At 65.3% G+C, this 24,165-nt stretch carries 24 protein-coding genes; 17 read left to right on the top strand and 7 right to left on the bottom strand.

From position 1 onward, the window contains the following. The 3 genes from CI41S_RS38955 to CI41S_RS38945 are packed head-to-tail and all read left to right on the top strand — an operon-like array spanning window position 1 to window position 2,642. Window positions 1–699: an ABC transporter ATP-binding protein gene (locus tag CI41S_RS38955; RefSeq protein ID WP_139864721.1), complete on the top strand. Its 699-nt coding sequence runs from the start codon at window positions 1–3 to the stop codon at window positions 697–699. Then, window positions 696–1,391, top strand: coding sequence for an ABC transporter ATP-binding protein (locus CI41S_RS38950; protein WP_139864306.1), 696 nt, complete (start codon window positions 696–698; stop codon window positions 1,389–1,391). The genes CI41S_RS38955 and CI41S_RS38950 overlap by 4 nt, the downstream gene beginning before the upstream one ends. Window positions 1,392–1,424: 33 nt before the next feature. Beyond that, a complete protein-coding gene (locus CI41S_RS38945; RefSeq protein ID WP_139864305.1) occupies window positions 1,425–2,642 on the top strand; it encodes an ABC transporter substrate-binding protein in 1,218 nt (405 codons plus the stop codon). 29 nt (window positions 2,643–2,671) lie between these two features. On the opposite strand, the gene CI41S_RS38940 is transcribed toward CI41S_RS38945, so the two are convergent. Further along, on the bottom strand, window positions 2,672–3,691 hold the full coding sequence (locus CI41S_RS38940) for a zinc-binding dehydrogenase (RefSeq protein ID WP_139864304.1): 1,020 nt from the start codon (window positions 3,689–3,691) through the stop codon (window positions 2,672–2,674). Window positions 3,692–3,875: 184 nt separating this feature from the next. Here CI41S_RS38940 and CI41S_RS38935 point away from each other — a divergent pair, with 184 nt between their 5' ends. The 14 genes from CI41S_RS38935 (at window position 3,876) to CI41S_RS43940 (ending at window position 17,363) form a co-directional block, all read left to right on the top strand. Continuing rightward, window positions 3,876–5,534 (top strand): AMP-binding protein, encoded by a 1,659-nt coding sequence (locus tag CI41S_RS38935; RefSeq protein WP_139864303.1) that lies wholly within the window; start codon window positions 3,876–3,878, stop codon window positions 5,532–5,534. Beyond that, window positions 5,531–6,292: an SDR family NAD(P)-dependent oxidoreductase gene (locus CI41S_RS38930; RefSeq protein WP_139864302.1), complete on the top strand. Its 762-nt coding sequence runs from the start codon at window positions 5,531–5,533 to the stop codon at window positions 6,290–6,292. Before CI41S_RS38935 ends, CI41S_RS38930 begins: the two co-directional genes overlap by 4 nt. Window positions 6,293–6,302: 10 nt before the next feature. Next, a complete protein-coding gene (locus CI41S_RS38925; RefSeq protein WP_139485282.1) occupies window positions 6,303–7,088 on the top strand; it encodes an SDR family NAD(P)-dependent oxidoreductase in 786 nt (261 codons plus the stop codon). Between the two features lie 38 nt (window positions 7,089–7,126). After that, window positions 7,127–8,371 carry an acyl-CoA dehydrogenase family protein gene (locus CI41S_RS38920; RefSeq protein ID WP_139864301.1) on the top strand — a complete coding sequence of 415 codons (1,245 nt, stop codon included), beginning with the start codon at window positions 7,127–7,129 and terminating at the stop codon, window positions 8,369–8,371. A 5-nt stretch (window positions 8,372–8,376) separates the two neighbouring features. Further along, window positions 8,377–9,417, top strand: a complete 1,041-nt coding sequence (locus CI41S_RS38915; protein ID WP_139864300.1) for a phosphotransferase family protein — start codon at window positions 8,377–8,379, stop codon at window positions 9,415–9,417. Next, complete coding sequence (locus CI41S_RS38910; protein WP_139864299.1) at window positions 9,414–10,100, top strand: nitroreductase; 687 nt, start codon at window positions 9,414–9,416, stop codon at window positions 10,098–10,100. The genes CI41S_RS38915 and CI41S_RS38910 overlap by 4 nt, the downstream gene beginning before the upstream one ends. 26 nt (window positions 10,101–10,126) lie before the next feature. Then, a complete protein-coding gene (locus CI41S_RS38905; RefSeq protein ID WP_139864298.1) occupies window positions 10,127–11,239 on the top strand; it encodes a CaiB/BaiF CoA transferase family protein in 1,113 nt (370 codons plus the stop codon). A gap of 475 nt (window positions 11,240–11,714) precedes the next feature. Beyond that, window positions 11,715–12,974 carry an aromatic ring-hydroxylating oxygenase subunit alpha gene (locus CI41S_RS38900; protein ID WP_139864297.1) on the top strand — a complete coding sequence of 420 codons (1,260 nt, stop codon included), beginning with the start codon at window positions 11,715–11,717 and terminating at the stop codon, window positions 12,972–12,974. Beyond that, a complete protein-coding gene (locus tag CI41S_RS38895) occupies window positions 12,974–13,468 on the top strand; it encodes an aromatic-ring-hydroxylating dioxygenase subunit beta (protein ID WP_139864296.1) in 495 nt (164 codons plus the stop codon). The genes CI41S_RS38900 and CI41S_RS38895 overlap by 1 nt, the downstream gene beginning before the upstream one ends. 15 nt (window positions 13,469–13,483) lie before the next feature. Further along, entirely contained in the window at window positions 13,484–14,278 is a 795-nt protein-coding gene (locus CI41S_RS38890; protein WP_139864295.1) for an enoyl-CoA hydratase/isomerase family protein, read from the top strand. A 3-nt stretch (window positions 14,279–14,281) separates the two neighbouring features. Then, the gene (locus CI41S_RS38885) at window positions 14,282–15,034 is read left to right on the top strand and encodes an SDR family NAD(P)-dependent oxidoreductase (protein WP_139864294.1); all 753 of its coding nucleotides are present in this window, start codon (window positions 14,282–14,284) and stop codon (window positions 15,032–15,034) included. 1 nt (window position 15,035) lies between these two features. Beyond that, complete coding sequence (locus CI41S_RS38880) at window positions 15,036–15,971, top strand: alpha/beta hydrolase (RefSeq protein WP_139864293.1); 936 nt, start codon at window positions 15,036–15,038, stop codon at window positions 15,969–15,971. Then, complete coding sequence (locus CI41S_RS38875; RefSeq protein ID WP_139864292.1) at window positions 15,968–17,161, top strand: acyl-CoA dehydrogenase family protein; 1,194 nt, start codon at window positions 15,968–15,970, stop codon at window positions 17,159–17,161. The genes CI41S_RS38880 and CI41S_RS38875 overlap by 4 nt, the downstream gene beginning before the upstream one ends. Before the next feature lie 46 nt (window positions 17,162–17,207). Next, window positions 17,208–17,363 carry a hypothetical protein gene (locus CI41S_RS43940; RefSeq protein WP_172628369.1) on the top strand — a complete coding sequence of 52 codons (156 nt, stop codon included), beginning with the start codon at window positions 17,208–17,210 and terminating at the stop codon, window positions 17,361–17,363. A gap of 113 nt (window positions 17,364–17,476) precedes the next feature. Here the strand turns inward: CI41S_RS43940 and CI41S_RS38870 are convergent, their stop codons facing one another. From CI41S_RS38870 to CI41S_RS38845, 6 genes are read right to left on the bottom strand one after another with little or no spacing between them, the layout of a single operon-like run. After that, the gene (locus tag CI41S_RS38870; RefSeq protein WP_139864291.1) at window positions 17,477–18,634 is read right to left on the bottom strand and encodes an ABC transporter substrate-binding protein; all 1,158 of its coding nucleotides are present in this window, start codon (window positions 18,632–18,634) and stop codon (window positions 17,477–17,479) included. Between the two features lie 30 nt (window positions 18,635–18,664). After that, on the bottom strand, window positions 18,665–19,711 hold the full coding sequence (locus tag CI41S_RS38865) for a branched-chain amino acid ABC transporter permease (RefSeq protein ID WP_139864290.1): 1,047 nt from the start codon (window positions 19,709–19,711) through the stop codon (window positions 18,665–18,667). Further along, window positions 19,711–20,583, bottom strand: coding sequence for a branched-chain amino acid ABC transporter permease (locus CI41S_RS38860; RefSeq protein ID WP_139864289.1), 873 nt, complete (start codon window positions 20,581–20,583; stop codon window positions 19,711–19,713). Before CI41S_RS38860 ends, CI41S_RS38865 begins: the two co-directional genes overlap by 1 nt. Next, window positions 20,584–22,518 carry an AMP-dependent synthetase/ligase gene (locus tag CI41S_RS38855; protein WP_139864720.1) on the bottom strand — a complete coding sequence of 645 codons (1,935 nt, stop codon included), beginning with the start codon at window positions 22,516–22,518 and terminating at the stop codon, window positions 20,584–20,586. After that, on the bottom strand, window positions 22,518–23,312 hold the full coding sequence (locus CI41S_RS38850; RefSeq protein ID WP_139485312.1) for an ABC transporter ATP-binding protein: 795 nt from the start codon (window positions 23,310–23,312) through the stop codon (window positions 22,518–22,520). The genes CI41S_RS38855 and CI41S_RS38850 overlap by 1 nt, the downstream gene beginning before the upstream one ends. Beyond that, window positions 23,309–24,163 carry an ABC transporter ATP-binding protein gene (locus CI41S_RS38845; protein ID WP_139485314.1) on the bottom strand — a complete coding sequence of 285 codons (855 nt, stop codon included), beginning with the start codon at window positions 24,161–24,163 and terminating at the stop codon, window positions 23,309–23,311. Before CI41S_RS38845 ends, CI41S_RS38850 begins: the two co-directional genes overlap by 4 nt. Between the last annotated feature and the right edge of the window lie 2 nt (window positions 24,164–24,165).

The following is a 24,165-nucleotide window of genomic DNA, read 5'->3' as shown; positions in this document are numbered from 1 at the left end:
ATGCTCGCGATCGAACAACTATCGGTGAGCTATGGCTCGGTGCGGGCCTTGACTGATGTCGATCTCGAGATCCGCGGCGAGGGCCTGCTGCACGGCATCATCGGCCCGAACGGTGCCGGCAAGTCCACCTTGCTCGATGCGATCTGCGGCCGACGGCGCCCCAGTTCCGGCCGCGTTCGCTATTGCGGCGAGGACATCACGCGACGGTCGATCAGCTGGCGCCGCCGGCAGGGCATGGCGCGGTCGTTCCAGCGCACCAGCATCTTCCAGGACCTGACCGTGCATGAGCAGCTCAAGCTGGTTGCGCAGCATCTCGGCGACGACAGGCTCGACGACGTCATCGAGGTCATGGATCTCGGCGGTTATCTCGAGCAGAAGGCAGGCCGCATCGCCTATGGCGTGCAGCGCCGGATCGACGTTGCGTTGGCCCTGATCGGCCGCCCGCGTCTCCTCTTGATGGACGAGCCTGGCGCCGGTCTGTCGGCGACAGAGACGCTGCGCCTGTTCCAGCATGTGCGCGACCTCGTCCGCGAGCGCAGGATCGCCGCCGTCGTGGTCGAGCACGACGTCGATGCGGTGTTTGCCTGCTGCGACATGGTCACCGTGCTCGATCTTGGCCGCCACCTCGCGACGGGGACTCCGGACGTCATCCGGGCCGACCATCGTGTCATTGCGGCCTATCTGGGGACGGCGGCATGAGCGCGCTGCGGATTCAATCGCTGTTTGCCGGCTATGGCGCATCGACCGTGCTGCGTGGCATCGACCTCACGGTCGAAGAAGGCGAGTCGGTGGCGCTGGTCGGCCGCAACGGCGCCGGCAAATCCACTCTGCTGCTCTCCGTGTTTCGCGAGACCAACATCCTCTCCGGCGAGATCTGGGTTGGCGATCGCAGGATCGACGCCCTGCCGGGTTACACGGCAGCCAAGCTCGGCGTCTCGATCGCACCGCAGGGACGTCGCATCCTGCCGAACCTCACGGTCAAGGAGAACCTGCTGCTGGGCAGGTCGACCGGCAGGGTCGGGCATTGGACGCTGAAGACCGTCTACGAGCTGTTTCCGGTGCTTGACGAGCGCGCCGATCGGCTGGGCACGATGCTGAGCGGCGGCCAGCAGCAGATGCTGGCGATCGGCCGTGCGCTGATGGCCAACCCAAGCCTCATCCTGCTCGATGAGCCCTCGGAAGGTCTCTCGCCCGTGCTGATCGACGGGCTGGTCGACACTCTCAACAGCATCCGCAGGGCGGGAACAGGCGTGCTTGTGGTCGAGCAGCATCTCAATCTGGTCAGGCGTGCCACCGATCGGTTCGTCATTCTGGCAAAGGGAGAGGTGGTTGGCTCTGGCGCGATCGGGACCATCGGCGCTCCGGAGAACCAAGCGCTCATGGCGCTCTAGGGGAACATCGGGATAAGAGGAGGAGGGAGGAAAATGAAGACATCATCTATAGGTCCGGCTTTCGGCATGCTACGCGCGGCGGCCATCGGCGCGGCAATTGCCTTGGGCGCCACGACCGCAGCCTGGGCCGAGGATACGGTCAAGATCGGCGTTCTCCTGATCGACAGCGGACCGCTCGCCGGCTTGAAGGACACCCAGGTCAAGGCCGTCAACCTCGCGGTCGAGCAGATCAACGCCGCCGGCGGCGCCGCGGGCAAGAAGCTGGAGGCCGTCTACATCTCCTATCCCGGCACGCCCGATACCGCGGTGGACGGCGCCACCCGCGCGGTCCAGAAGGACGGGGCGATGTTCATCACCGGCATGGATACATCTGCCGTCACGCCCGCGCTGCAGGCCAAGCTGCCGGCGCTGAAAGCCCTGATGCTGGAGGTGATGGCCAATGCCGACGGGCTGACCGGAAAGAACTGCTCGCCGAACTATTTTCGCGTCAACGCCAACGACTCCATGATCATGGGGACGTTCAGGGAATTCCTGAAGGATCAGGGCATCAAGAAGTGGGACATCCTCGCGGTCGACTATGCCGCCGGGCGCGACTCCGCCGACAAGTTCAAGGCGCTGGTGACCTCGCAGGGCGGAACGATCGGAAAGACCCTGTTTTCGCCGAACGGGACGCCGGATTTCGGGACCAAGATTTCCGAGCTCGGTGCGGATCCGGCTGAAGGTCTGTTCGTGACGATCTTCGGCAGCGACGCGATCAATCTCGCCAAGCAGCAGCAGCAGTTCGGCCTGTTCAAGAAGTACAAGATGGTGCTGGGCAATTCGTTCGTGATCCCGCAGACGCTGCCGGCGCAAGGCGAGACCGTGCTCGGCGTCTATCAGAACATCGGTTTCGTGGCCGGTTTCCCCGGCGCGCAGGCCGAGGCCTTCGTGAAGGCGTACAAGGAGAAATACAACGGCGAACTGCCGCCTTACACCAGCGCCGATCAATACGCGGCCATCCAGCTGATGGCTGCAGCGCTCAAGAAGGCAGACTCGACCGATATCAACGCGGTTCGCGCGGCCCTGTCCGGCCTCAAGACCGAAACGGTCCTTGGCGACGTCGAGATACGTGCAGGTGACCACCAGACCGCGCGGCGGATGGCGATCAGCCAGATCGTGATGGGTCCGGAGGGCAAGCCGGCATACCAGATCAAGAAGATCGAGCCGGGACCGGACATCATTCCGCCGGTCGATCCCGCCTGCAAGATGTGACGCCGATCCGGTTCGCTCGTGGCACCGGGCTACGCCACGAGCGACACCTTACCGAACTGCGCCCCCGAGGCGAGACGCGCGAGCGCCGCGGGGGCGTCGGCCATCTTGAACGTCGAGTCGATCACTGGACGGACCAAACCGCGATTGAAGACGTCGAGCAACTGCCGGAACTCCGCGACGCTGCCGCCGGTCGAGCCGTAGATCTCGAGCTGGCGGATGAAGACGCGTTGCAGATCGGCCGGCGGGTTGGAGCCCGTGGTGGCACCGCAGGTCACCAGCCGGCCGCCGCGGCGCAGGGAGCGCAGCGATTCACCCCAGCTCGCCTCGCCGACACTGTCGATCACCATGTCGACGCCGCCGCCGCTCATCTGCTGGATCGCGGCGGAAACCTTGTCGTGCCGATAGTTGACGCCGCCGTCCGCCCCCAACGCAATGGCCCTGGCGATCTTCTCATCGCTGGAGGAAGTGACGAACACGCGGGCGCCGACGAGTTTTGCGAGTTGCAGGCACGCGACCGCGACGCCGCCACCGATGCCGACGATCATGACGCTCTCGCCGGGCTGCAACGCGCGCTTGCCGAACAGCATCCGCCATGCGGTGAGATGGCCGGTCATCAGGGCGCCCGCGGCCACCAGATCCGCATCGTCTGGCAGCGGAAAGAAGCAGCTGCTCGGCATCGCGATGTAATCGGCGAAGCCGCCATGGCGATGCTCGCCCATGATCCTGACGTTCTCGCAGAGCGGCTGGTCGCCGGCCAGGCAGTAGCGGCATTGGCCGCAGAACGCCTCGGAGAACAGGACCGCCTTCATGCCCGGCTTCAAGCCGCTGCCGGGCGCGGCCTCGGCGACCTCGCCGGCGGCTTCGACCCCCATCACCTGCGGCAAGGTGTGGGTAATGCCGCCGCCATTGTCGCGCATGTAGAGATCGACGCGATTGACCGAGGAGGCTGCGACCTTGAGCACTGACTCGCCTGCGGCGGGAGCAGGATCGGGGAAATCGCGCCAGGACACGCCGTCCGGCCCGCGTCGTTGCAGAACTGCCGCCTTCATGGCCGCCCTCCCTGTTTTAGGCCGCACCGCAAAACTAATGCACTAGCTCATCAAGCATGGCGCTGCCTGCGCGCCGAGCGACGATATTGCCGCGGAATTTAGTGTTGCAGTTCACTTCAAATATAATACACTAGCGAACTAACATGCCGTCAAGGGCATCGATCAATCCCATGGAGGCAACGTCATGAGCGAGAATCGCTTCGATCCCGTGGCGCATGCGCGCGCGATGCGCGCCAGCGGATTTTGGGTCGACAAGAGTTTTGACGAATTCCTGCAGCAGACGATCGCCGCGACGCCCGACAAGCTCGCCTTGATGGCGGATCGCGCCGATCGCGACACGCCGAAGCGCCTGACTTACGTCGAGCTGGGTGACATGATCTCGCGCGCGGCGGCTTCGCTGCGTCGGCTCGGCATCGGTTCAGGCGACGTGGTGTCGGTTCAACTGCCGAACTGGTGGGAATTCGCCGTGATTGCATTGGCGGCGTTCCGGGTCGGCGCGGTGGTCAATCCGCTGATGCCGATCTTCCGCGAGCACGAACTGAAATACATGCTCGGCTTTGCCGAGACCAAGCTGCTTGTGGTGCCAAAACTGTTCCGCGGCTTCGACCACGAAGCAATGGCGCGCTCGCTGCGGCCGGGGCTGCCGAAGCTTGCCCACATCATCGTGGTCGATGGCGAGGGGCCAAGCGGCTTCGACCAAGCCCTGCTGTCCGGCAGCGAGCGTCTCGGTCCGCCGCCGGTCGGCGAGATCGGCGCGCTGCCGGCCGACCGGATGGCCGTGCTGATGTTCACGTCGGGAACCACCGGTTCGCCGAAGGGCGTCATGCACTGCCTCAATACGCTGATGGGCTGCTGCATCGGACTTGCCGGACGCTTCGGCCTCGACGCCGGCGATACCATGCTGGTGTGCTCGCCGCTCGGCCACATGACCGGCTTTGCCGCCGGCATGCTGCTCGGCCTGAAGATCGGCGCCACCGTAATCTTCCAGGACATCTGGGAGCCCAAGCGCGGCGTGTCGATCATGGCCAAGGAAGGCGTCACCTATTCCGCCGGCGCCGCCACGTTCCTGGCCGACATGTGCGAGGCTGTCGCCGCGGGCGCGGCGAAGCCGGCCGAGCTTCGCAAGTTCCTCTGCGCAGGCGCGCCGATCCCGCCCGCGCTGATCGATCGCGCCTATCGCGAGCTCGACCTCAAGGTCTGCTCGCTGTGGGGCATGACCGAGTCGCTCGCAAGCACGCTGACCGAGCCGGAGCGAGCGCTGGAAAAATCGTCGAAGACCGACGGACGTCCGGTCGAGGGCGTTGCGGTCAAGGTGTTGCGCATGGACGGCTCGCCGGCTGCGGTCGGTGAGCGGGGGCTGCTCAAGGTCCGCGGTGCGCAGATGTTCCTCGGCTACTACAAGCGCGACGACATGGAGCCGTTCGATGCCGACGGCTGGTTCGACACCGGCGACATGGCCTACATGGACGACGAGGGCTACATCCGGATCGACGGTCGCATCAAGGACATCATCATCCGCGGCGGAGAAAATGTCCCGGTTTTCGATATCGAAAACCTGATGTTCAAGCTTCCTTCCGTGTTGTCGGTCGCCATCGTCGGCTATCCGGATCCGCGGCTCGGAGAGCGGGCCTGTGCCTTCGTGGTGCTGCGTCCCGGCACCACGCTCGATCTTGCCGGCGTGCAGGCGCATATGGCCGAGCACAAGGTCGCCAAGCAGTACTGGCCGGAACGCCTCGAAATCGTCGCCGACCTGCCGAAGACGCCGGCCGGCAAGGTGCAAAAGTATCAGCTTCGCGAAATCGCCAAGGCGTTCGCCGAGCCCGCCCAAAAGGCCAGCGCATGAACGCTCGTTTGCAGGACCGCGTCTGCGTCGTCACGGGAGCAGCGCGCGGAATTGGCTTCTCCATTGCCGAGCGCTTCGGCCGTGAGGGCGGGCGTCTGGCCTGTGTCGATATCAGTGCGAAGCGGCTGGAGCCGGCGGTTGGCCGACTGAAAGACATGGGATTCGAGACCAGGGGATATGAGGTCGACATCGGCCGACGCGACGATGTGCTCGCGTTGTTCGAGCGTGTCGAGCGTGAGTTCGCCGCGCCGGTCGCTGCGCTCGTCAACAATGCCGTGTTCGCGCGTTTTGAGCCATTGGCGCAGATCGCGGTCGATACCGTGGAACGGATGTTTGCGGTCGGCGTGCATGGCCTGATCTGGGCGACGCAGGCCGTCGTGCCCCAGATGGAGCGCCGCGGCGGTGGCTCGATCGTCAATCTCAGCTCGGTGTCGGCGTTTCATCCGGCCAAGGACTCCATAGCCTATTCTGCGCTGAAAGCCGGCGTCGTCGGCCTGTCGCGGGCTTCTGCAATCGAGCTCGCTGCGAAGAAGATCCGCGTCAACGTGATCGCACCGGGCATGATCGGAACGCCGCCTTCGATCGCGCAGTTCGACGAAGCGACGATCGCGACGCGTCAGGCCGAGATGCCCGCCGGGCGCTTCGGTCAGCCCGAGGAGATCGCGGCGCTCGCGGCGTTCCTTGCAAGCGACGATGCCAGCTACATCCAGGGCGCGGTCATCACCGCCGACGGCGGTTGGACGGTTCCTGCAAAATAGGAGAAGGCGCATGAAGCGGCTCGAAGGCAAGCGCGCGGTTGTCACCGGCGGTGGAAGCGGGATCGGCCGCGCCAGCGCCATTCGCTTTGCGCGTGAAGGCGCGTCCGTTCTGGTGGTCGGCCGCGCCGGGAATACCGAGGAGACCGCATCGACGATTCGGGGCGAGGGTGGCGTCGCTTCTGCCATGATCACGGACGCCGCGGTCGAGGAGAACGTGGCCGCGATCGTTTCGCGATGTGTGTCCGAGTTCGGCGGGCTGGAGGTCTTCTTCGCCAATATCGGCGTCACCGGGACCAATACGCCGTTGCTGGAACAAACGGTCGAGGAATGGTCCGAGGTCTATCGCATCAACACGATCAGTTGCTTCCTCGCCATCAAATACGCTGGTCGCCACATGACGACGCAGGGCTATGGTTCGATCATCCTGACCTCGTCCGCGGCGTCGCTGCGCGCCAACGCGGGTGCGATCTCCTACAGCGCGAGCAAGGCGGCGGTGAACAATCTGGCGCAGACCGCCGCGAATGCCTTCGCTGGCACCGGCGTGCGCGTCAATGCGGTGCTGCCCGGGCTCGTCGAGACACAGCTGACCCGCAAAGTGTTCGAAGATGCTCGCGCGCGAGGCATCGAATCCAAGCTCGGGCACGTCACGCCGCTGAAGCGCCCCGGGCGCTCCGAGGAGATCGCGGCTGCGGCGGCGTTCCTGGCGAGCGACGATTCCTCCTATGTCGATGGTCAGTTGCTGTCGGTCGATGGCGGCGTCAGCAGCACCCATCCCTATGGCCGGATCGCGCTCTAGCAGGGCGGGCAGCTCAACAAGAACAAAGGAAATGTGCCATGGATTTCGAACTCCCGAAGGAGATCACCGACAAGCTCGCCGAGCTCGACGCGTTCATCGAGGCGGAGATCAAGCCGCTCGAGCGCGACAACATCCAGTTCTTCGATCACCGCCGCGAGAACGCCCGCACCGACTGGGACAATGACGGCCGACCGCGTGACGAATGGCGGGCGGTGATCGGCGAGATGGAGCGCCGCGCCGACAAGGCCGGGCATCTGCGCTACGGCCTGCCGAAATCATGCGGCGGGCAGAGCGCCTCGAATCTCGCGATCGCCGCGATCCGCGAGCATCTGGCGGCCAAGGGCCTCGGCCTGCACAACGATCTGCAAGACGAATCCTCGATCGTCGGCAATTTTCCGATCATCCCGGCGCTCGCCGATTATGGGACTGAGGAGCAGAAAACCTATATCGAGGGTATCATCACCGGAAAGAAGCATCTCTCGTTCGGCTTGACCGAGCCGGGGCATGGCAGCGACGCGACCTGGCTTGAGACCACCGGCGTGCGCGACGGCAATCACTGGGTCATCAACGGCCGCAAGCGCTGGAACAGCCAGGTGGCCCGCGCGCACGCCAATCTGGTGTTCGCGCGCACTTCGGGCAAGCCGGGTGAGGCCAAGGGCATCACCGCGTTCATCGTGCCGACCAATACGCCCGGCCACAACGTGCTCTACAATCACTGGACCTTCAACATGCCGAGCGATCACGCGGAGACGGAGCTCGTCGATGTGCGGGTACCCGACAGCGCGATCCTGCACCGCGAGGGCGAGGGCCTCGTCGTCGCGCAACGTTTCGTGCACGAGAACCGCATTCGCCAGGCCGCGGCCAGTGCCGGCGCCGCGCGCTACTGCATCCAGGAGGCCGTCAAATACGCGAGATCGCGGGTCGCGTTCGGCGAGCCGCTCGCCAAGAAGCAGGCCGTGCAGTTTCCGCTGGTCGAGCTCTGGGCCGACTATCAGTTGCTGCGCAACTTCATCTTCCGCACCGCTTGGCAGATGGATCGCCAGAACCCGCTGACCATTAGCGACATGGTGTCGATCTGTAACTTCCGTGCCAACCGGCTCTGTTGCGAGGCCGCGGACCGCGCGATGCAGGTGCATGGCGGCATGGGCTACAGCCGCGCCATGCCGTTCGAGCACATCTATCGCCATCACCGCCGCTACCGCATCACGGAGGGAACCGAGGAGGTGCAGATGCGCCGAGTCGCGCAATATCTGTTCGGCTTCAGCGGCAAGAGCGCGAGCTGATTGCAATGAACGGACAGGCGAGCGACGGCGATGTGGATTTCGACCTTCGTCGGCTCGACGCATACCTGAAGGACTGGCTCGGCGGCAGCGCCGAGACGCGCGTGACGCGGACCAGCGGCGGGATGTCGAATCCCACCTATTTCGTGACGCGCGGCGATTGGCAGGCGGTTCTGCGCAAGCAGCCGAACAACGTGCTGATGCCGTCGGCTCACGCCATTGACCGCGAATATCGGGTCCTTACGGCCCTGCAGCGAAGTGCCGTTCCGACGCCGACGCCCTATCGCTATTGCGAGGAGCGCGAGGTGCTAGGAACGCCGTTCTATCTCATGGAATGGCTGAAGGGACGTGTCATCTACGACTACGCGCTACCTGGACTGGCGCCCGAGGAGCGCGCGGCCTGCTATCGGTCAATGAGTGAAACACTGGCCGCGCTCCACCGGCTCGACTATCGCGCGCTCGGACTCGGCGATTTTGGCAAGCCCGGGAACTATTTCGCCCGCCAGCTTAATCGCTGGTCCAGGCTGTGGGCCGAGTATCGCCGCGGCGACGACGACAATCCGGAGCTCGACCGGATGGTGCGGTGGCTGTCGGCGCGTGTGCCCGAAAGCGATAGCCTTGCGCTATGCCACGGGGACTTCCGGATGGCGAATCTCGTGTTTCATCCGACCGAACCGCACGTCATCGGCGTGCTCGATTGGGAGCTGTCGACCCTGGGCCACCCGCTGGTCGATCTCGCGTTCAACAGCCAGGCGTGGCGCATGGCGCCCGACGAAAACGGCGGCTTGCTCGGTCTGCCGCTCGAGCAGATGGGAATACCAAGCGAACACGACTATCTCGGCCGCTATTACGACTGCGCGGCGGCGACCGAACGGCTGACGGTGTTTCACCAGGTCTTCGCGATGTTCCGCGGTGCGGTCGGTAGCGCCGGCGTCGCGGCCCGCGGCGAACTCGGTAACAACACGCTACCTGATGCCGCGAATGTGGGGCGCCGGCTCGCGCGTGCCTATGCGACGCGGGGCATGGCCTTGATCGAGGGCGAGCCATGAACATGTCGGAGCGCCCCGCGATGAGTGTCGATGAGGCTATCCGCAGGCGCCGTTCGGTGCGTGGATTCCTTTCGTGCGAGGTGCCTGTTCCGATCCTTCGCGAGGTGTTTGCGCTGGCGCAGTGGGCGCCGTCGAATTGCAACGTGCAACCATGGTTCCCTCACGTCGTGTCGGGCGAGACGCTCTCGCGGCTTCGAGAGGCACTGGTGGCCGCGGGCATGCGCGATGAGCCGATCAAGCCGGACTGGCCGGCCGACGGCAAGTTCACCGGGGTCTATCGGGAACGGCAGGTCGGCGCAGCGCAGGCGCTCTATGGCGCGATGGGTGTGGCGCGGAGCGATCGGGTTGGGCGCAAGCTGGCCTATGTTCGTAACCACGCATTCTTCGATGCGCCCCATGCCGTCTTCATCTTCATGCCCGCGCCGTTCGATACGCGTGAGGCGACCGATATCGGCATGTATGCGCAAACCCTGATGCTGGCGCTCACCGCCCGCGGCATCGCCTCCTGCGCGCAAGGCGCACTCGGATTGTTTCCCGATATTGTCCGCGAGCAGCTCGGAATTCCCCACAGTCAGAAACTGCTGTTCGGCATCTCGTTCGGCTACGAGGACCTCGACGTCAAGGCCAACGCGGCGCGCGTCGACCGGTCCCCGATCGAGGACGTTGTGCGTTTTCACCGCTGAGGTTTCCGATCAGAGGAGATGCCGTCTTGACCGGACCGTTGCACGGCTTTCGTATCGTCGAAATGGGCGGAATTGGCCCAGCTCCCTTTGCCGGTGCGTTGCTCGGCGATCTCGGCGCCGACGTTCTGCGGATCGATCGCCTTCCCCGGCAAGGCGTCCAGCCGGAACTGCCGGCGCAGTTCGATTTCTACAACCGCAACAAGCGTTCGGTCGCGCTCGATCTCAAGCAGCCGCAGGGCGTCGCGACGGTGCTGCAGCTCGTCGCGCAGGCTGATGCGCTGATCGAGGGTTTCCGGCCTTCGGTGATGGAGCGGCTCGGGCTTGGGCCGGATCCTTGCCATGCCATCAACCCGCGTCTGGTCTATGCACGCATGACCGGCTGGGGGCAGCAAGGTCCGATGTCGCAGGAGGCAGGGCATGACATCAATTACCTCGCGCTGACCGGCGCGTTGCATTGCCTGGGTGAGGCGGACCGTCCGCCGCCGCCACCGCTCAATCTGGTTGCCGATCTCGGCGGCGGCGCGCTCTATCTGACCGTCGGCCTTCTTGCCGCGGCCATGGAAGCGAGGCAATCGGGCAAAGGGCAAACGATCGACGTCGCCATGATCGACGGCGTGACGCATCTGATGTCGGCGTTCCAGGCGTTCCGTCAGCAGGGCAGTTGGACCGAGCAGCGCGCCGACAACATCGTCGATGGCGGCGCTCCCTTCTATGGCAGCTATGCGACCAAGGACGGCAGGTTCATTGCCGTCGGCGCGATCGAACCGCACTTCTATGCCAATCTGTTGAAAGTGATGGGGCTGAGGCCAGAGGAACTCCCGAACCAGAACGAGCGCGCATCCTGGCCGCAGACGCGTCGGCGCTTTGCCGAAATATTCGCCGGCCGCACGCGCGACGAATGGGTCGCGGCTGCGATGGGGCGCGACGCCTGTCTCGCGCCGGTATTGACGATCGACGAGGCCCCTTCGCATCCGCAGATGAAGGCGCGAGACGCCTACACCATGTTCGACGGCGTACGTCACCCGAGCCCCGCGCCGCGGTTTTCACGTACGCCGTCTGAGCTTCACACGCGACCGCCGTCACCGGGGCGCGACAACCGTCAGGCCCTCGCCGATTGGGGCATTTCGCCGGAGCCCTAAAGCGCGATGAGATCGGGTCGAAGCGTCATCGCGCTTTAGCTCTTTGTTTGAGCATGATCTTTTCGGAAAACCGCTTCACACTTTTCCGGATCATGCTTTAGCTGCTTCAGCTACTGCGCGCCGACAATGCGGCGACGGATCGCGAATTCCGCGATCTCGTCATTTCGCGCGTTGAGGTTCATTGGCTCAAGGTCGAAATTCCCGGGAGCGCGCGACGACCCAATTCGTCTTCGATTTCATCGGAAGTCATGCCCGCGGGTCCGGTGGGAATGAGCGAAGCCGAAGCACGGCATTTTCCCGCCATAACAGCTGGCATGAATTCCCGTCAGCCGATCCGGGGTGAGTTCCAGCCTTCGAACATGGGACTTGCAGTTGGGACAGAGCGTGCTATTATTTAAACGGTCGTTCGGATTATTATTGTGCAAGCCGGCAGCAGAGCTGCGGGACGAGGGTCGAGCCGCGGGAGGTCCTGGAAATGAACGTCATGCCGCGCGCGTCGCAGTGGAGCGAGCTGATCCGGCCAGACCGGGTGCACGGCTCGCTGTACACCGATCCCGCGATCTTCGAGGCCGAACTGCAGAACATCTGGTACCGCACCTGGGTCTATGTCGGTCACGAGACCGAGGTGCCCAACGCCAACGACTACGTGGTCAAGTCGATCGGCCCGCAGTCGGTCATCATGACCCGCGACGAGCAGGGCAGGATCAACCTGTTGCTCAACCGCTGCTCGCACCGTGGCAACCAGGTCTGTTCCTACGACCGCGGCAATGCGCGCTCCTTCACCTGTCCCTTCCACTCCTGGACATTTGCCAATGATGGCAGGCTGGTCGGTTATGCCTTTCCGGATGGTTATGAGGGGCAGGACAAGGCCGATCTCGCGCTCGGGCGGGTGACGCGGGTCGAGTCCTATCGCGGCTTCGTGTTTGGTTCGTTCGCGGCCGATGGGCCGACGCTGAAGGAACACCTCGGCGGCGCCGCCGAGACCATCGATCGCCTGGTGCGGACTTCGCCGGAGGGCGAGGTCGAGATCACGGCGGGCTTCCTCAAGCATCGCGTCAAGGCGAACTGGAAGTTCATCCTCGAGAACGAGTGCGACGGCTATCACCCGGCCTTCGTTCACACCTCGATCTTCGGCGTCGCCGACAGCATGATCGGCAAGCTCTATGGCGGCGCATCGAGCGCGCTGACGCGGGACTACGGCGGCGGCCACACCGAAATCGATCTGCGGCCGGAGTTCCGCAAGCGCGATCAACCGATGAGCTGGTTCGGCACCAGCGAGGAGCGGCTGCCGGACTATACCGCGCGGATGAAGGCCGCCTATGGCGACACCACAGCACGCCAGATCATGATCGACGGCACGCCGCATGTGATGATCTTCCCGAACCTGTTCATCGCCGAGATCCAGATGTTCGTGATCCAGCCGCTCGGCGTCGACGACAGCGTCCAGCACGTCACCGCGCTGCAGTTCAAGGGCGCGCCGGACCTGAACCGCCGCCTGCGCCAGCAGACCATGGGTTCGGTCGGCCCGGCCGGTTTCCTGCTCGCCGATGATTCCGAGATGTACGAGCGCTGCCACCGCGGCGTGCTGGCGCGCAATCCGGAATGGATCTTCCTCGGCCGCGGCGAGAAACGCGAGCGCCGCGACGAGCTCGGCTTCACGGTCGGGCACGTCACCGATGAGGTGCCGTCGCGCGGAATCTGGCGCCACTATCGCAAGCTGATGGAGCCCGCCTGATGCTGTCGCGCGAGGGCAATGCCACGCTGATGGGCGCGGTCACCACGTTCCTCTATCGCGAGGCGCGGCTGCAGGACGAGCACCAATACGAGGCCTGGGAAAAACTCTGGACCGACGACGGCGTCTACTGGGTGCCGGCCAACGGCGCCGATATCGATCCGGAACGGCAGATGTCGATCATCTACGACAACCGCTCGCGGATCGCGTTGCGCGTTCGCCAACTGATGACCGGCAAGCATTTCACCCAGACGCCGCAATCGAACCTGCGCCGGCTGGTCTCCAACATCGAGCTGATGGACGAGCAGGCGGGTGGTGACCTTGCGGTCGCCAGCAATAGCCTGATCTTCGAATCCAGCCTGCGCGACGACACGCTGTGGGCCGCGCGCAATGAATACCGCCTGCGCCATGTCGATGGCGAGCTGCGGATGGCCTACAAGAAGGTCGTGCTCGTCAACAACGACAAGGCAATCTACACGCTGTCATTCCTGGTCTAGGAAAGGTCTGCCGCGATGATCGACAAGGGACCCGTTCTGCTCGACGTCACCGACGGTATCGCGCGGTTGCGGCTCAATCGCCCCGATGCCGCCAACGGCATGAGCGTTGAACTGCTGAGCGCGCTGTGCGACGCCATCATGGCCTGCCACGGCCACCCCGATCTGCGCGTCGTGCTGCTGAGCGGCGAGGGTACCAACTTCTGCGCCGGCGGCGACGTGCGTGCCTTTGCATCCAAGGGCGAGAAGCTGCCGGACTACATCCGCCAGGCCACCGCCTATCTGCAGAATGCGGTGACCGGCCTGCTGCGGCTCGAAGCGCCCGTGATCGCGTCGGTGCAGGGCTTTGCGGCCGGCGGCGGCGGGTTTGGACTGGTCTGCGCTTCCGATATCGTGATCGCAGCGGAATCCGCAAAGTTCCTGGCTGGCGCGACGCGGGTGGCGATGGCGCCGGATGCCGGCGTATCCGTGACGCTGTCGCGGCTGGTCGGGTTGCGGCGTGCGATGTCGATCCTGTTGACCAATCCGGTGATATCAGCGGCCGATGCGCTGCAGATGGGGATCGTCACCAAGGTCGTTCCCGATGCCGAGCTCGCCGAGGCATCGCTGGCGCTGGCGCGTGAGCTGGCGGCTGGCGCGCCGAAGGCGCTCGCGGCCACCAAGCGCTTGGTCTGGGCCGGCACCGGCACCAGCATCGAGCAATGCCTGTCGGAAGAGGCGCGCACCGTCGCCGAACTCTCCGGCATGGCGGATGCGCGCGAGGGCCTTGCTGCCGTGATCGAACGGCGCAAGCCGGTGTTCAGGGGACGTTGAGGCGTGGCCGGCTCCTTGCCATTCGGGCGACTCGACGGCCGCCGCGCCTTCGTGAGCGGCGGTGCGCGCGGCATCGGGGCTGCAATCGTGCGCAGCTTTGCCGGCGCGGGCGCCCGCGTCGTGATCGCCGATCTCGACATTGCGGCTGCGACGGCGCTCGCGGACGAGGTGGGGGCGGCCGCCGCCGGCCTCGACGTCAGCGATGCGGTCGCGGTCCGTGCCGTGATGGCGCAGGACGGCCCGTTTGATATCCTCGTCAACAATGCCGGCGTCGACCAGCACGCCTTCTTCACCGACACCACCGCGGGCGACTGGGCGCGGCTGATCGCGGTGAACCTCACCTCGGTGCTCGCCTGCACGCAGGCCGCGCTGCCGGCGATGCAGAAGGCTCGCTTCGGCCGCATCATCAACATCACGTCGGAGGCGGCGCGGCTCGGCTCCAAGGGCGGCTCGGTCTATTCTGCGGCCAAGGGCGGCGTGATCGCCTTCACCAAGAGCATCGCGCGGGAAAACGCGCGCTACGGCATCACGGCAAATGCGATCGCGCCGGGACCGATCCGCACACCGATGCTGGAGCAGGCCGTGGCGAAAGGTGGAGAGAAGATACTGCAGGCGATGACCGGCGCGACGCTGCTCGGCCGGCTCGGCGAACCCGAGGAGGTGGCGGCTGCCGCGCGGTTCCTGGCCTCGGACCAGGCCGCCTACATCACCGGTGAAACGCTCGGCGTCTCCGGCGGCATGGGGATCGGTGGCTGAGATGGCAGATCCAGCCAACGATTTCGAACTGACGCCGGTCGATCGCGCGATCGAGACAATGCGCGCGATCTATCGCAACTGGAATCGCGACACATCGGTGGCGCAGATGCGCAGCGATTGGGACGCGGCGTTCGCCGGTTGCCCGGCCTCGGTGCGGTGCCGTCAGGTCTCCGCCGGCGGCGTCGATGCCGAATGGATCGCGCCGCCCGGGGCGCCGCACGACAAGGCGATCCTCTACCTTCATGGCGGCGGCTTCCGGATCGGCTCCGTGGCCTCGCATCGCGATTTGATCGCGCGGCTCGCGGAGGCCGCGGGCTGCCGGGTGCTGGCGATCAACTACCGCCTGGCGCCGGAGCACCGCTTTCCCGCGGCGCTGAACGATGCGCAAATCGCGTATCGATATCTGCGCGACCAGGGCCTGCGGCCAGCCGATATCGCATTCGCGGGCGACTCCGCCGGCGGCAATCTCGTGCTCGGTGCGATGCTGGCTGCCCGCGACGCCGGCGACCCGCTGCCGGCTGCGGCCGTGCTGATGTCGCCCTGGACCGATCTTGCCGCGACCGGCGCCAGCTACCAAAGCCGGGCTGCGGCCGATCCGGTCCACCAGCGCGCGATGATCCTGGCGCTGGCGAAGAACTACCTCGGCGCCGACGGCGACCCGCGCCATCCGCTGGCGTCTCCGCTCCATGCCGATCTCGCCGGCCTGCCGCCGTTGTTCATTCAGGCCGGCGACCGCGAGACCGTGCGTGACGACGCCACGGCGCTCGCCGCCAAGGCGAAGGCCGCCGGCGTCGACGTCGTGCTCGAGGTCTGGGACGGCATGATCCACGTGTTCCAGATGTTCCCCGAGATTCCGGAGGCGCGCGAAGCGATCGTCCGCCTTGCGGCATTTTTGCGCGGACGGCTTCACATCAGGGCAGAAGGGGCGCCACAATGAACGTCATGACACCGGATCCGCGCCAGCTCACCGAGACCGAATTCCGCTTCGCGGAGCAGCCCAACCTGCCCGAGGAACTGCGGATGCTGCGCGAGCAGGTCCGCCGCTTTGTCGAGAAGGAGGTGATCCCGCACGGCGAGGCCTGGGAGCGCGACGGCAAGATTCCGCGCGAGATCTTCCGCCGCATGGGTGCGCTCGGCTTTCTCGGCATGCGTCATGAGGCCGAATATGGCGGCACCGATATGGGACCGCTGGCCTCGATGGTGTTCGCGGAAGAACTCGGGCGCTCGAGCTTTGGCGGCTTTACGTCCTCGACCCTGGTGCACACCGACATGTCGGCCGTGCACATCACGCTCCGCGGTACCCTGGAGCAGAAGCAAAAATATCTGCCGGCGATCATCCGCGGCGAGGCGATCTGCTCGATCGCGGTGACCGAGCCGGACGCCGGCTCCGATGTCGCCGGGCTGAAGACCCGCGCGACGCGCGACGGCGATGGTTGGGTGATCAACGGCTCAAAGATGTTCATCACCAACGCAGTCTATGGCGACATCCTGATCGTCGCGGCGCGGACCGATCCGCAGGCCAAGGGCAGCCGCGGCATCTCGCTGTTCATCGTCGAACGCGCTACGCCCGGCATATCGGTGACGAAGCTCGACAAGCACGGCTGGCTCTGCTCCGACACCGCCGAGATCGCCTTCCAGGATGTCCGCGTGCCCGCCGACAGCCTGCTCGGCGAGGAGAACAAGGGCTTCTATGGCATCATGGAGACCTTCCAGAACGAACGCATCTGCATCGGCGGCATCTGCGCCGGCGAATCCGCCAAGGCGATCGAGCTGACCACGAATTATGTGAAGACCCGGCAGGCATTCGGCGGCCCACTCTGGAATCAGCAGGGCGTGCGGCTGAAGCTCGCGCAGCTCGCCGCCAAGGCCGCTGCCGCGCGGCAGCTCGCCTATCACGCCGCCGAGCTCGCCGCGGCCGGGCAGGACTGCCTGCGCGAGGTGTCGATGGTGAAGGCGCTGTCGCCGGAAGTGCTGCACGAGGTCGTGCATGGCTGCCTGCAGCTGCACGGCGGCAGCGGCTTCATGCGGGGAACGCCGATCGAGCGCATGGTCCGCGACGCCCGCGTGCTGACCATCGGCGGCGGCGCCACCGAGGTGATGCTGGAAGAGGTGGCGAAGCGGATGTGAGCGGAACTTTTCGCTCCGCTTGCCCGTCGCAGGGGGCAGGGTCAAAATGCCGAAAAACAACCCCATGCAAAGTAGCCGGCGGGGGCTCGACCGGGCAGCGTTCGACAAGGCCACGTTCGACATGGCGCTTGACACGTCGGGCAACTCACCTGTATTCTTCCAAAATGCAGAAATTGTGCTGATGCACCTGAACACGGCTTGACCGGGGGACCCAGTACGCCGCGGCCTATCGGTCGATCACCGCCGCCTCTGGAATGCTGGAGCGCCCGGTCAAGCCGGGCGATGACGGCGGGGTTTGGATCGGGTGAGAGGAGCTCACTTCACCGGCTTGAAGCTCAGTGTCGCCACGTCGGCTTGCATGATCTGCAGCTTCTGGTTGGAGAAGCGGACGCCAGGACCAAAACTGATCGGGGCCATCACGCCGGTCTCGACGTTCTTGGTCTTTTCCAGCTCGGAGATCGTGCAGGCCCAGGTCGGCTGCTTGCCGCAGCGCTCGATCGCGGCGATCAGCACTTTTGCGGCGGCGTAGCCGGTCATGGTGTAGCGGTTGATGCCCTTGAACTCGGCTTCCGAGACCAGCGGCTTTGCCTTCTCCAGGAACGCCTTGCCGGCTTCGCCCGCGAACGGCTCGACATAGTCGACGGCGTAGATGCCGTCGCCCGCCGGACCCATCAGCTTCAGTACCGGCTCGATGCGGCCGGGCCAGAAGATGCCGGTCACCGGCTTGACGTTGAGCTTCTCGAGCTCCTTCATCATCGCGATGTTCTCGGCGATGATGCCGCCGGCCAGAAACACCTCGGCGCCGGAGTCCTTCAGCTGCAGCATGTCGGACGAAAAGTCCTGCTGGCCCTTTTTGTAGTTGCCGCTGTAGACCACGTTCAGCTTCTTCGCCTTGACGACGCTGTCGAAGCCGTCGCGCACGGTGATGCCGTAATCGTCGTCCTGGGTGATCAGGCCCCATTTCTTGCCGGGATTCTTGTCGGCGAGATAGTTGACGAGGTGGATGATGCCTTCCTCGTAGGACTGGCCGATCACGAACACGTTCTTGCGCGGCGGCTCCCACAGGAATTTCACCGGCGCGACGTCGATCACTGTCGGAATGCCCGCCTTCTCCAGCACGGGCATCACCGCGATCGACTGGCCCGAGCCGGAGATTCCGAGCATCGCGAACACCTTGTCGACATCGATCACCTTCTTGACGCCCTGGATGGTGCGCGCGGTGACGTAGCCGTCGTCCTCGAGCACATACTTGATCTTGCGGCCGTTGATGCCGCCGGCATTGTTGGCCTCGGCGATCGCGATCTTGTGGCCGATCGAGGCGGCGACGCCGAGCAGGGCCGGCGGACCGGTCAGCGGTTCGACGTCGCCGATCAGGATCTCGCTGTCGCTGATGCCGGGGTCGGCGGCGAGGGCCGGGGCCGTCACGAAAGCCGCGGACAGCAGCAGCGAGGCCGCCGCGAGATGTTTGATCATGGTTTCCTCCTCATGGTGTGCTGTTATTGGTTAGTAGCGAAGCGGCCAGTGCACCCAGGTCCGCCTGATGTCGTGCCACGCGCCGACCAGCCCGCGCGGCTGGAAGCGCAGGAACAGGATGATGACGAGGCCGTAGAGCATGCTCTTCAGCTCCTGGGCGCCGGTGGTGAACATCGCGTCCATCTGCGCGCTGAACAGGCTGAAGACGAGACGGGTCGCCTCCGGCAGCAGCACGATCAGGATGGTGCCGAGCACGGCGCCGAGCGTCGAGCCGAGCCCGCCGACGATCAGGATCGCCAGCGCCTCGATCGAAAGCAGGAACGGAAAACCCTCGACGCTGACAAAGGAGAGGTAGATGCCGTAGAGGGCGCCGGCGATGCCGGTGATGAAAGCCGAGGTGACGAACGCCAGCAGCTTGTAGGCGTGCAAATTGATGCCCATCACGGGGGCTGCAATGTCGTTGTCGCGGATCGCGACGAAGGCGCGGCCGATTCGGCTGCGGCGGATGTTGAGGGTGGCAAGCAGCGTCAAGATGGCGATGCCGAGGCAGAGATAGGTGAAGGCGGCATCGCCGTCGAAGCTGATGCCGAAAATCTCCGGCCGCGGCACCGCGATGCCGCGGGCACCGTTGGTGAGCCAGCGCATCTCCAGGATCACGGTGTTGATGATGAAGGAGAAGGCGAGGGTCGTGATGGCGAGATACAGCCCCTTCAGCCGCAGCGACGGCGCGCCGACGATCAGGCTCGCCAGCGCCGGCACCACGCCGGCGCCGAGGAAGCCGACCAGCGGCGGCAAATGGTATTTCGAGACCAGGATCGCGTAGGCATAGGAGCCGGTGACGAGGAAGCCGACATGGCCCAGCGAGATCAGGCCGGTATAGCCGGTCAGGATGTTGAGCCCGAGCGCGCCGGTCACCGTGATCAGGATGATGATCAGGAACGACAGCGCGTAGGAGTTCAGCACGTGGGGCGCCACGATCAGCGCCAGCACGAGCACGGCCGACCACAGCCAGACCGGCGGTGAGTCGACCAGCGCAACCAGCTCGCCATAGGTCTGCTTGTAATCGCCGGTGCGCATCAGACCCTCTCGATGTCGCGTTCGCCGAAGATGCCGAACGGGCGGATCATCAGAACGACGATGATCATCAGAAAGCCCGCGACCTCCTTCATGCCGGAGCTGACATAGCCGCCGGCGAGGTTTTCGGTGATGCCGATCAGAAGGCCGCCGATCCCGGAGCCGAGCACGGCATCGAGGCCGCCAAGGATCGTCGCCGGAAACGCCTTCAATCCCAGTTGGAACATCGCCGGCGACAGGTCATAGGACAGCGCAAAGAACACGCCGCCGATGCCGGCGATCACCGAGGAGGCCGCCCAGGCCAACGCGTGCACCCTGGTGGCGCTGATCCCCATCAGCAACGCGGTGCGGTCGTCGGCCGCAACCGCGCGCATCGCGACGCCGATCTTGCTGTAGCGGAAGAACGCCCAGATCGCGGCCAGCAGCGTCAGCAGCGTCGCGATCACGGCGACCTGTCCGGTGCGCACGCCGATGCCGCCGAGGCGGACGATGTCGCGGCCCATTCCGACATCGAGGCCATGCGGGTAGGCGTCCCAGATGAAGTTGATGGCCGAGCGCAGGATCACGGCAAGCCCGATCGTCACCATCACGGTCGCGAACACCGGCTCGCCCAGCATCGGCCGCATCACGACGCGCTCGATGATCAGCCCGAGCAGGATCGCCGCAAGGATCGCGCCGATCGCGACCACGAAGACATTGCCGCTGACCGTGGTCGAGATCGTCCAGGCGATGTAGGCCGTGATCATGGTCATTTCGCCCTGCGCGAAATTGACCAGCCCGGTCGACTTGTAGATCACAGCAAAGCCCATCGCGATCAGGCCATAAATGGCGCCGATCGCGAGACCCGAGATCAGGAGTTGCAGGAAATACTGCATTCAGCCCTCCGCCGGATAGATGATGGCGAGCTCACGCGCGAACTTCTTCTCGATCATGGCGCGGCGCACCTTCTGCGTGGCGGTCAGCTCGCCGTCATCGTGGTCGAGCTCCTTTTCGAGAATGGCGAAGCGGCGGATGTTCTCCACCCGGGCGAACCGCTTGTTGGTCTCGCCGACGATGCGCTCGACCAGCTCGTGCACCTCGGGGAGCTGCGACAGCGACTTGTAGTTGGTGTAGGCGAGCGCCTGGTCGCGCGCCCAGCGGCCGACATTGTCGTAGTCGATCTGGACAATGGCGCCGAGATACTTCTTGGCCTCGCCGACCACGATCGCCTCCTTGACGAACTCGGAATCCTTCAGCGCGTTCTCGATCTCGGAGGGCGCGATGTTCTTGCCGCCGGCGGTGATGATGATCGCCTTCTTGCGGTCGACCACGGCGATTTCGCCATTGTCCAGCACCTCGATGATGTCGCCGGTGCGCAGCCAGCCGCCGGGCTCGAGCGACGCGGTCGAAGCTTTCTCGTCGAGGAAGTAGCCCTTGAAGACGCCGGGGTTGCGCAACAGGATTTCGCCGTCGCCGTCGAGCTTCCATTCGGTTTGCGGCAGCGGCAGGCCGCAGCCGCCGAGCCGGTGATGGCTTTTGGTCTGGATGAAGGCGACGCCGCCGCTCTCGGTGAGACCGTAACCCTGCGAGACCGGGCGGCCGATGATGTCGAAGAAGCGCAGCGTCTCCGGCGAGATCGAGGCGCCGGCGCAGAGCCGGTGCCGGCTATAGGCAAAGCCGAGATGGCGCTGCAAATTGCGGAACATCAGGAGGTAGAGCAGGCCGTAGGCGGCGCGGTCGAGCAGGCTGTCCTGGCCGGCCTGCCGCCGGTCGGACAGGATGCGGCCCCAGGCGAGGCAGGCGCGCGTCAGACGCTGGCGCAGGCTGCCGCTTTCGCCGAGCCTGAACATGAAGCCCTGCTGCAGCTTCTCGTAGATCCTGGGCACGCCGACGAAGAAGGTCGGCGCGATCTCGCGGATGTTGATCGCGACCGTGTCGATCGATTCCGCAAAGCTGACGGTGCCGCCGAGCACCAGATGCGTCACCAGGCCGTAGCAGCGCTCGGCAACGTGGCAGAGCGGCAGATAGCTCACGGCCTCGAACGGCTTGTCGGCGATGCCGACCGCAATGGCGTAGGTATAGGCGGCGTAAACCAGGTTGCGGTGGGTCAGCATCGCGCCCTTGGGCGGGCCCGTCGTTCCCGAGGTGTAGACGAGGATGCAGACGTCGTCAGGCGCGGCCTGAGTGATCAGGCGGTCGATCGTCGCATTCGCATCAGGGGTTTCGCGCGCATACGCCTGGCCGCGCTGGCACAGCGCCTCGAACGACATCAGATGGGACTGGCGATAGTGCCGCAGGCCCTTCATGTCGATGCAGGCGATGGCTTCGAGCTCGGGCAGGCCGCCATTGCCGGCGAGGGCGTCGAGCACCTTGTCGGTCTGCTCCTGGTCGCCGGTGATCACGACGCGCGCGCCGGAGTGCTTGACGATGTATTGCAGCTCGACCCAGGGATTGGTCGGATAGATGCCGACCGCGACCGCGCCGATCATCTGGATGCCGAGATCGGCATAGAACCATTCCGGCGTGTTCTCGCCGGCGATGGCGACGCGGTCACCCGGCTTGATGCCGAGCGACAGCAGGCCGAGCGCGACCGCGCGCGCGGTGTCGTAATAATGGCGCCAGGAATACGGGTTCCAGATGCCGAAATCCTTTTCGCGCAGCGCCAGGGCATCGCCGTGCATGGCTGCGCGTTGCCGCAGCATTTGGGGAATGGTGATGGCGGCGTCCCGCAACGCCGTCCGGAACGCATCGGTTTCCGTCGCAGGCAGGCTGCGTGCCGCGCTGTCCGACAGCGGCGGGTGGGCGGTACGCAGGTTCTCGAGCGTCGACATCATGCACCCGCCCTTGCGAGGGTTTCGGCGCGCTGGCGGCCGAGATAGGCTTCGGCAACGGCGGGGTCGCGCTTGACGTCGTCGGGCGTTCCTTCCGCGATCTTGCGGCCGAAATTCAGCACATGGACGCGGTCCGAGATGTCCATCACGATCCGCATCTCGTGCTCGATCATCAGCACGGTGATGCCGAGCTCATCGCGGATATCCAGCACGAAACGCGCGATGTCCTCGGTCTCTTCCTGGTTCATGCCCGAAACCATTTCGTCGAGCAGCAGGATCTTCGGCTCGCAGGCCAGCGCGCGGGCGAGCTCGACGCGCTTCTGCTGGCCGTAGGAGAGGGTGCCGACCACGGCGTCCCGGATATGCTCGATTTCGAGAAACTCGATGATGTGCTCGACGCGCTGCCGCGCCGCGACCTCCTCCTTGCGGGTCCGGCCGAAGAAGATTACGGCATCGAACACATTGGAGCGCAGATGGGTGTGGCGGCCGGTCAGGATGTTCTCGACCACGGTGCCGTGCTTGAACAGCGCCAGGTTCTGGAAGGTGCGGCCGATCCCGGCGGCGGCGTAGCGCCAGGGCGAGAGCGTCTTCAGGTCGATGCCGTCATACACGATGCGGCCGCCGCTCGGCCGCAACACGCCGGAGATCATGTTGAACAGCGTGGTCTTGCCGGCGCCGTTCGGGCCGATCACGCTGCAGATCTCGCCGGCGGCGACGCTCAGATTGACGTCGGCGACGGCCTGCAGGCCGCCGAACCGCTTGCTGAGATTTTCCACCGTGAGCAGCGCGGTCACGACAGCCACCGCTTGCGGCGCTTGTAGTGCTTGACGTCGCGCAGGCTCTTGCGGCCGGACGAGGAGACGCCGAGATAGAACTCCTGGACGTCCTCGTTGGCGGCGAGTTTCCTGGCGGTGCCGTCCAGCACCACGCGGCCGGTCTCGAGAATGTAGCCATAGTCCGCGATATCGAGCGCGCGCTGCGCGTTCTGCTCGACCAGCAGCACCGTCATCTTCAGTTCGTCGCGCAGGCGGACGATTACCTCGTAGATGCGGTCGATAATCAGCGGCGCCAGCCCAAGCGACGGCTCATCGAGCGCTAGCAGCTTGGGATCGGTCATCAGCGCGCGGCCGATCGCGAGCATCTGCTGCTCGCCGCCCGACATGTAGCCTGCGATCTGGTCACGGCGCTCGTGGAGCCGCGGGAACAGCGCAAATACCTTGTCGCGGCGCTCGCGCGCCGCCGCGTTGCTCCTGGTGTAGCCGCCCATCTGCAGGTTCTCCTCGATGGTCAGCGACGCGAAGACGCGGCGGCCTTCCGGCACCTGCACGATGCCGCGCCGTACCAGTTCGTCGGGTGCAAGGTGATGCACGTCCTCGCCGCGGAAGCGGATGCTGCCGCTCTCGATCACGCCTTCCTCGGTATAGAGGATGCCGGACATCGCCTTCAGCAAGGTCGACTTGCCGGCGCCGTTGGAGCCGAGCAGGGCGACGATGCCGCCTTCGGGCACCGCGATCGACACGTCTCTGACAGCCTCGATCGCATTGTCGTAGACGACGCGGATGTTGCGGAATTCGAGCAGGCTGTCCGGCGCAGCCGTCGGCTGCGGCGCGGCAGATGGTCTCGGAATCGGGATCGTCGTCGGCATCG

Origin of the sequence: Bradyrhizobium ivorense (assembly GCF_900696085.1) — a bacterium.
Lineage (GTDB): Bacteria > Pseudomonadota > Alphaproteobacteria > Rhizobiales > Xanthobacteraceae > Bradyrhizobium > Bradyrhizobium ivorense.
This window is presented reverse-complemented; position numbering and strand designations above follow the sequence as displayed.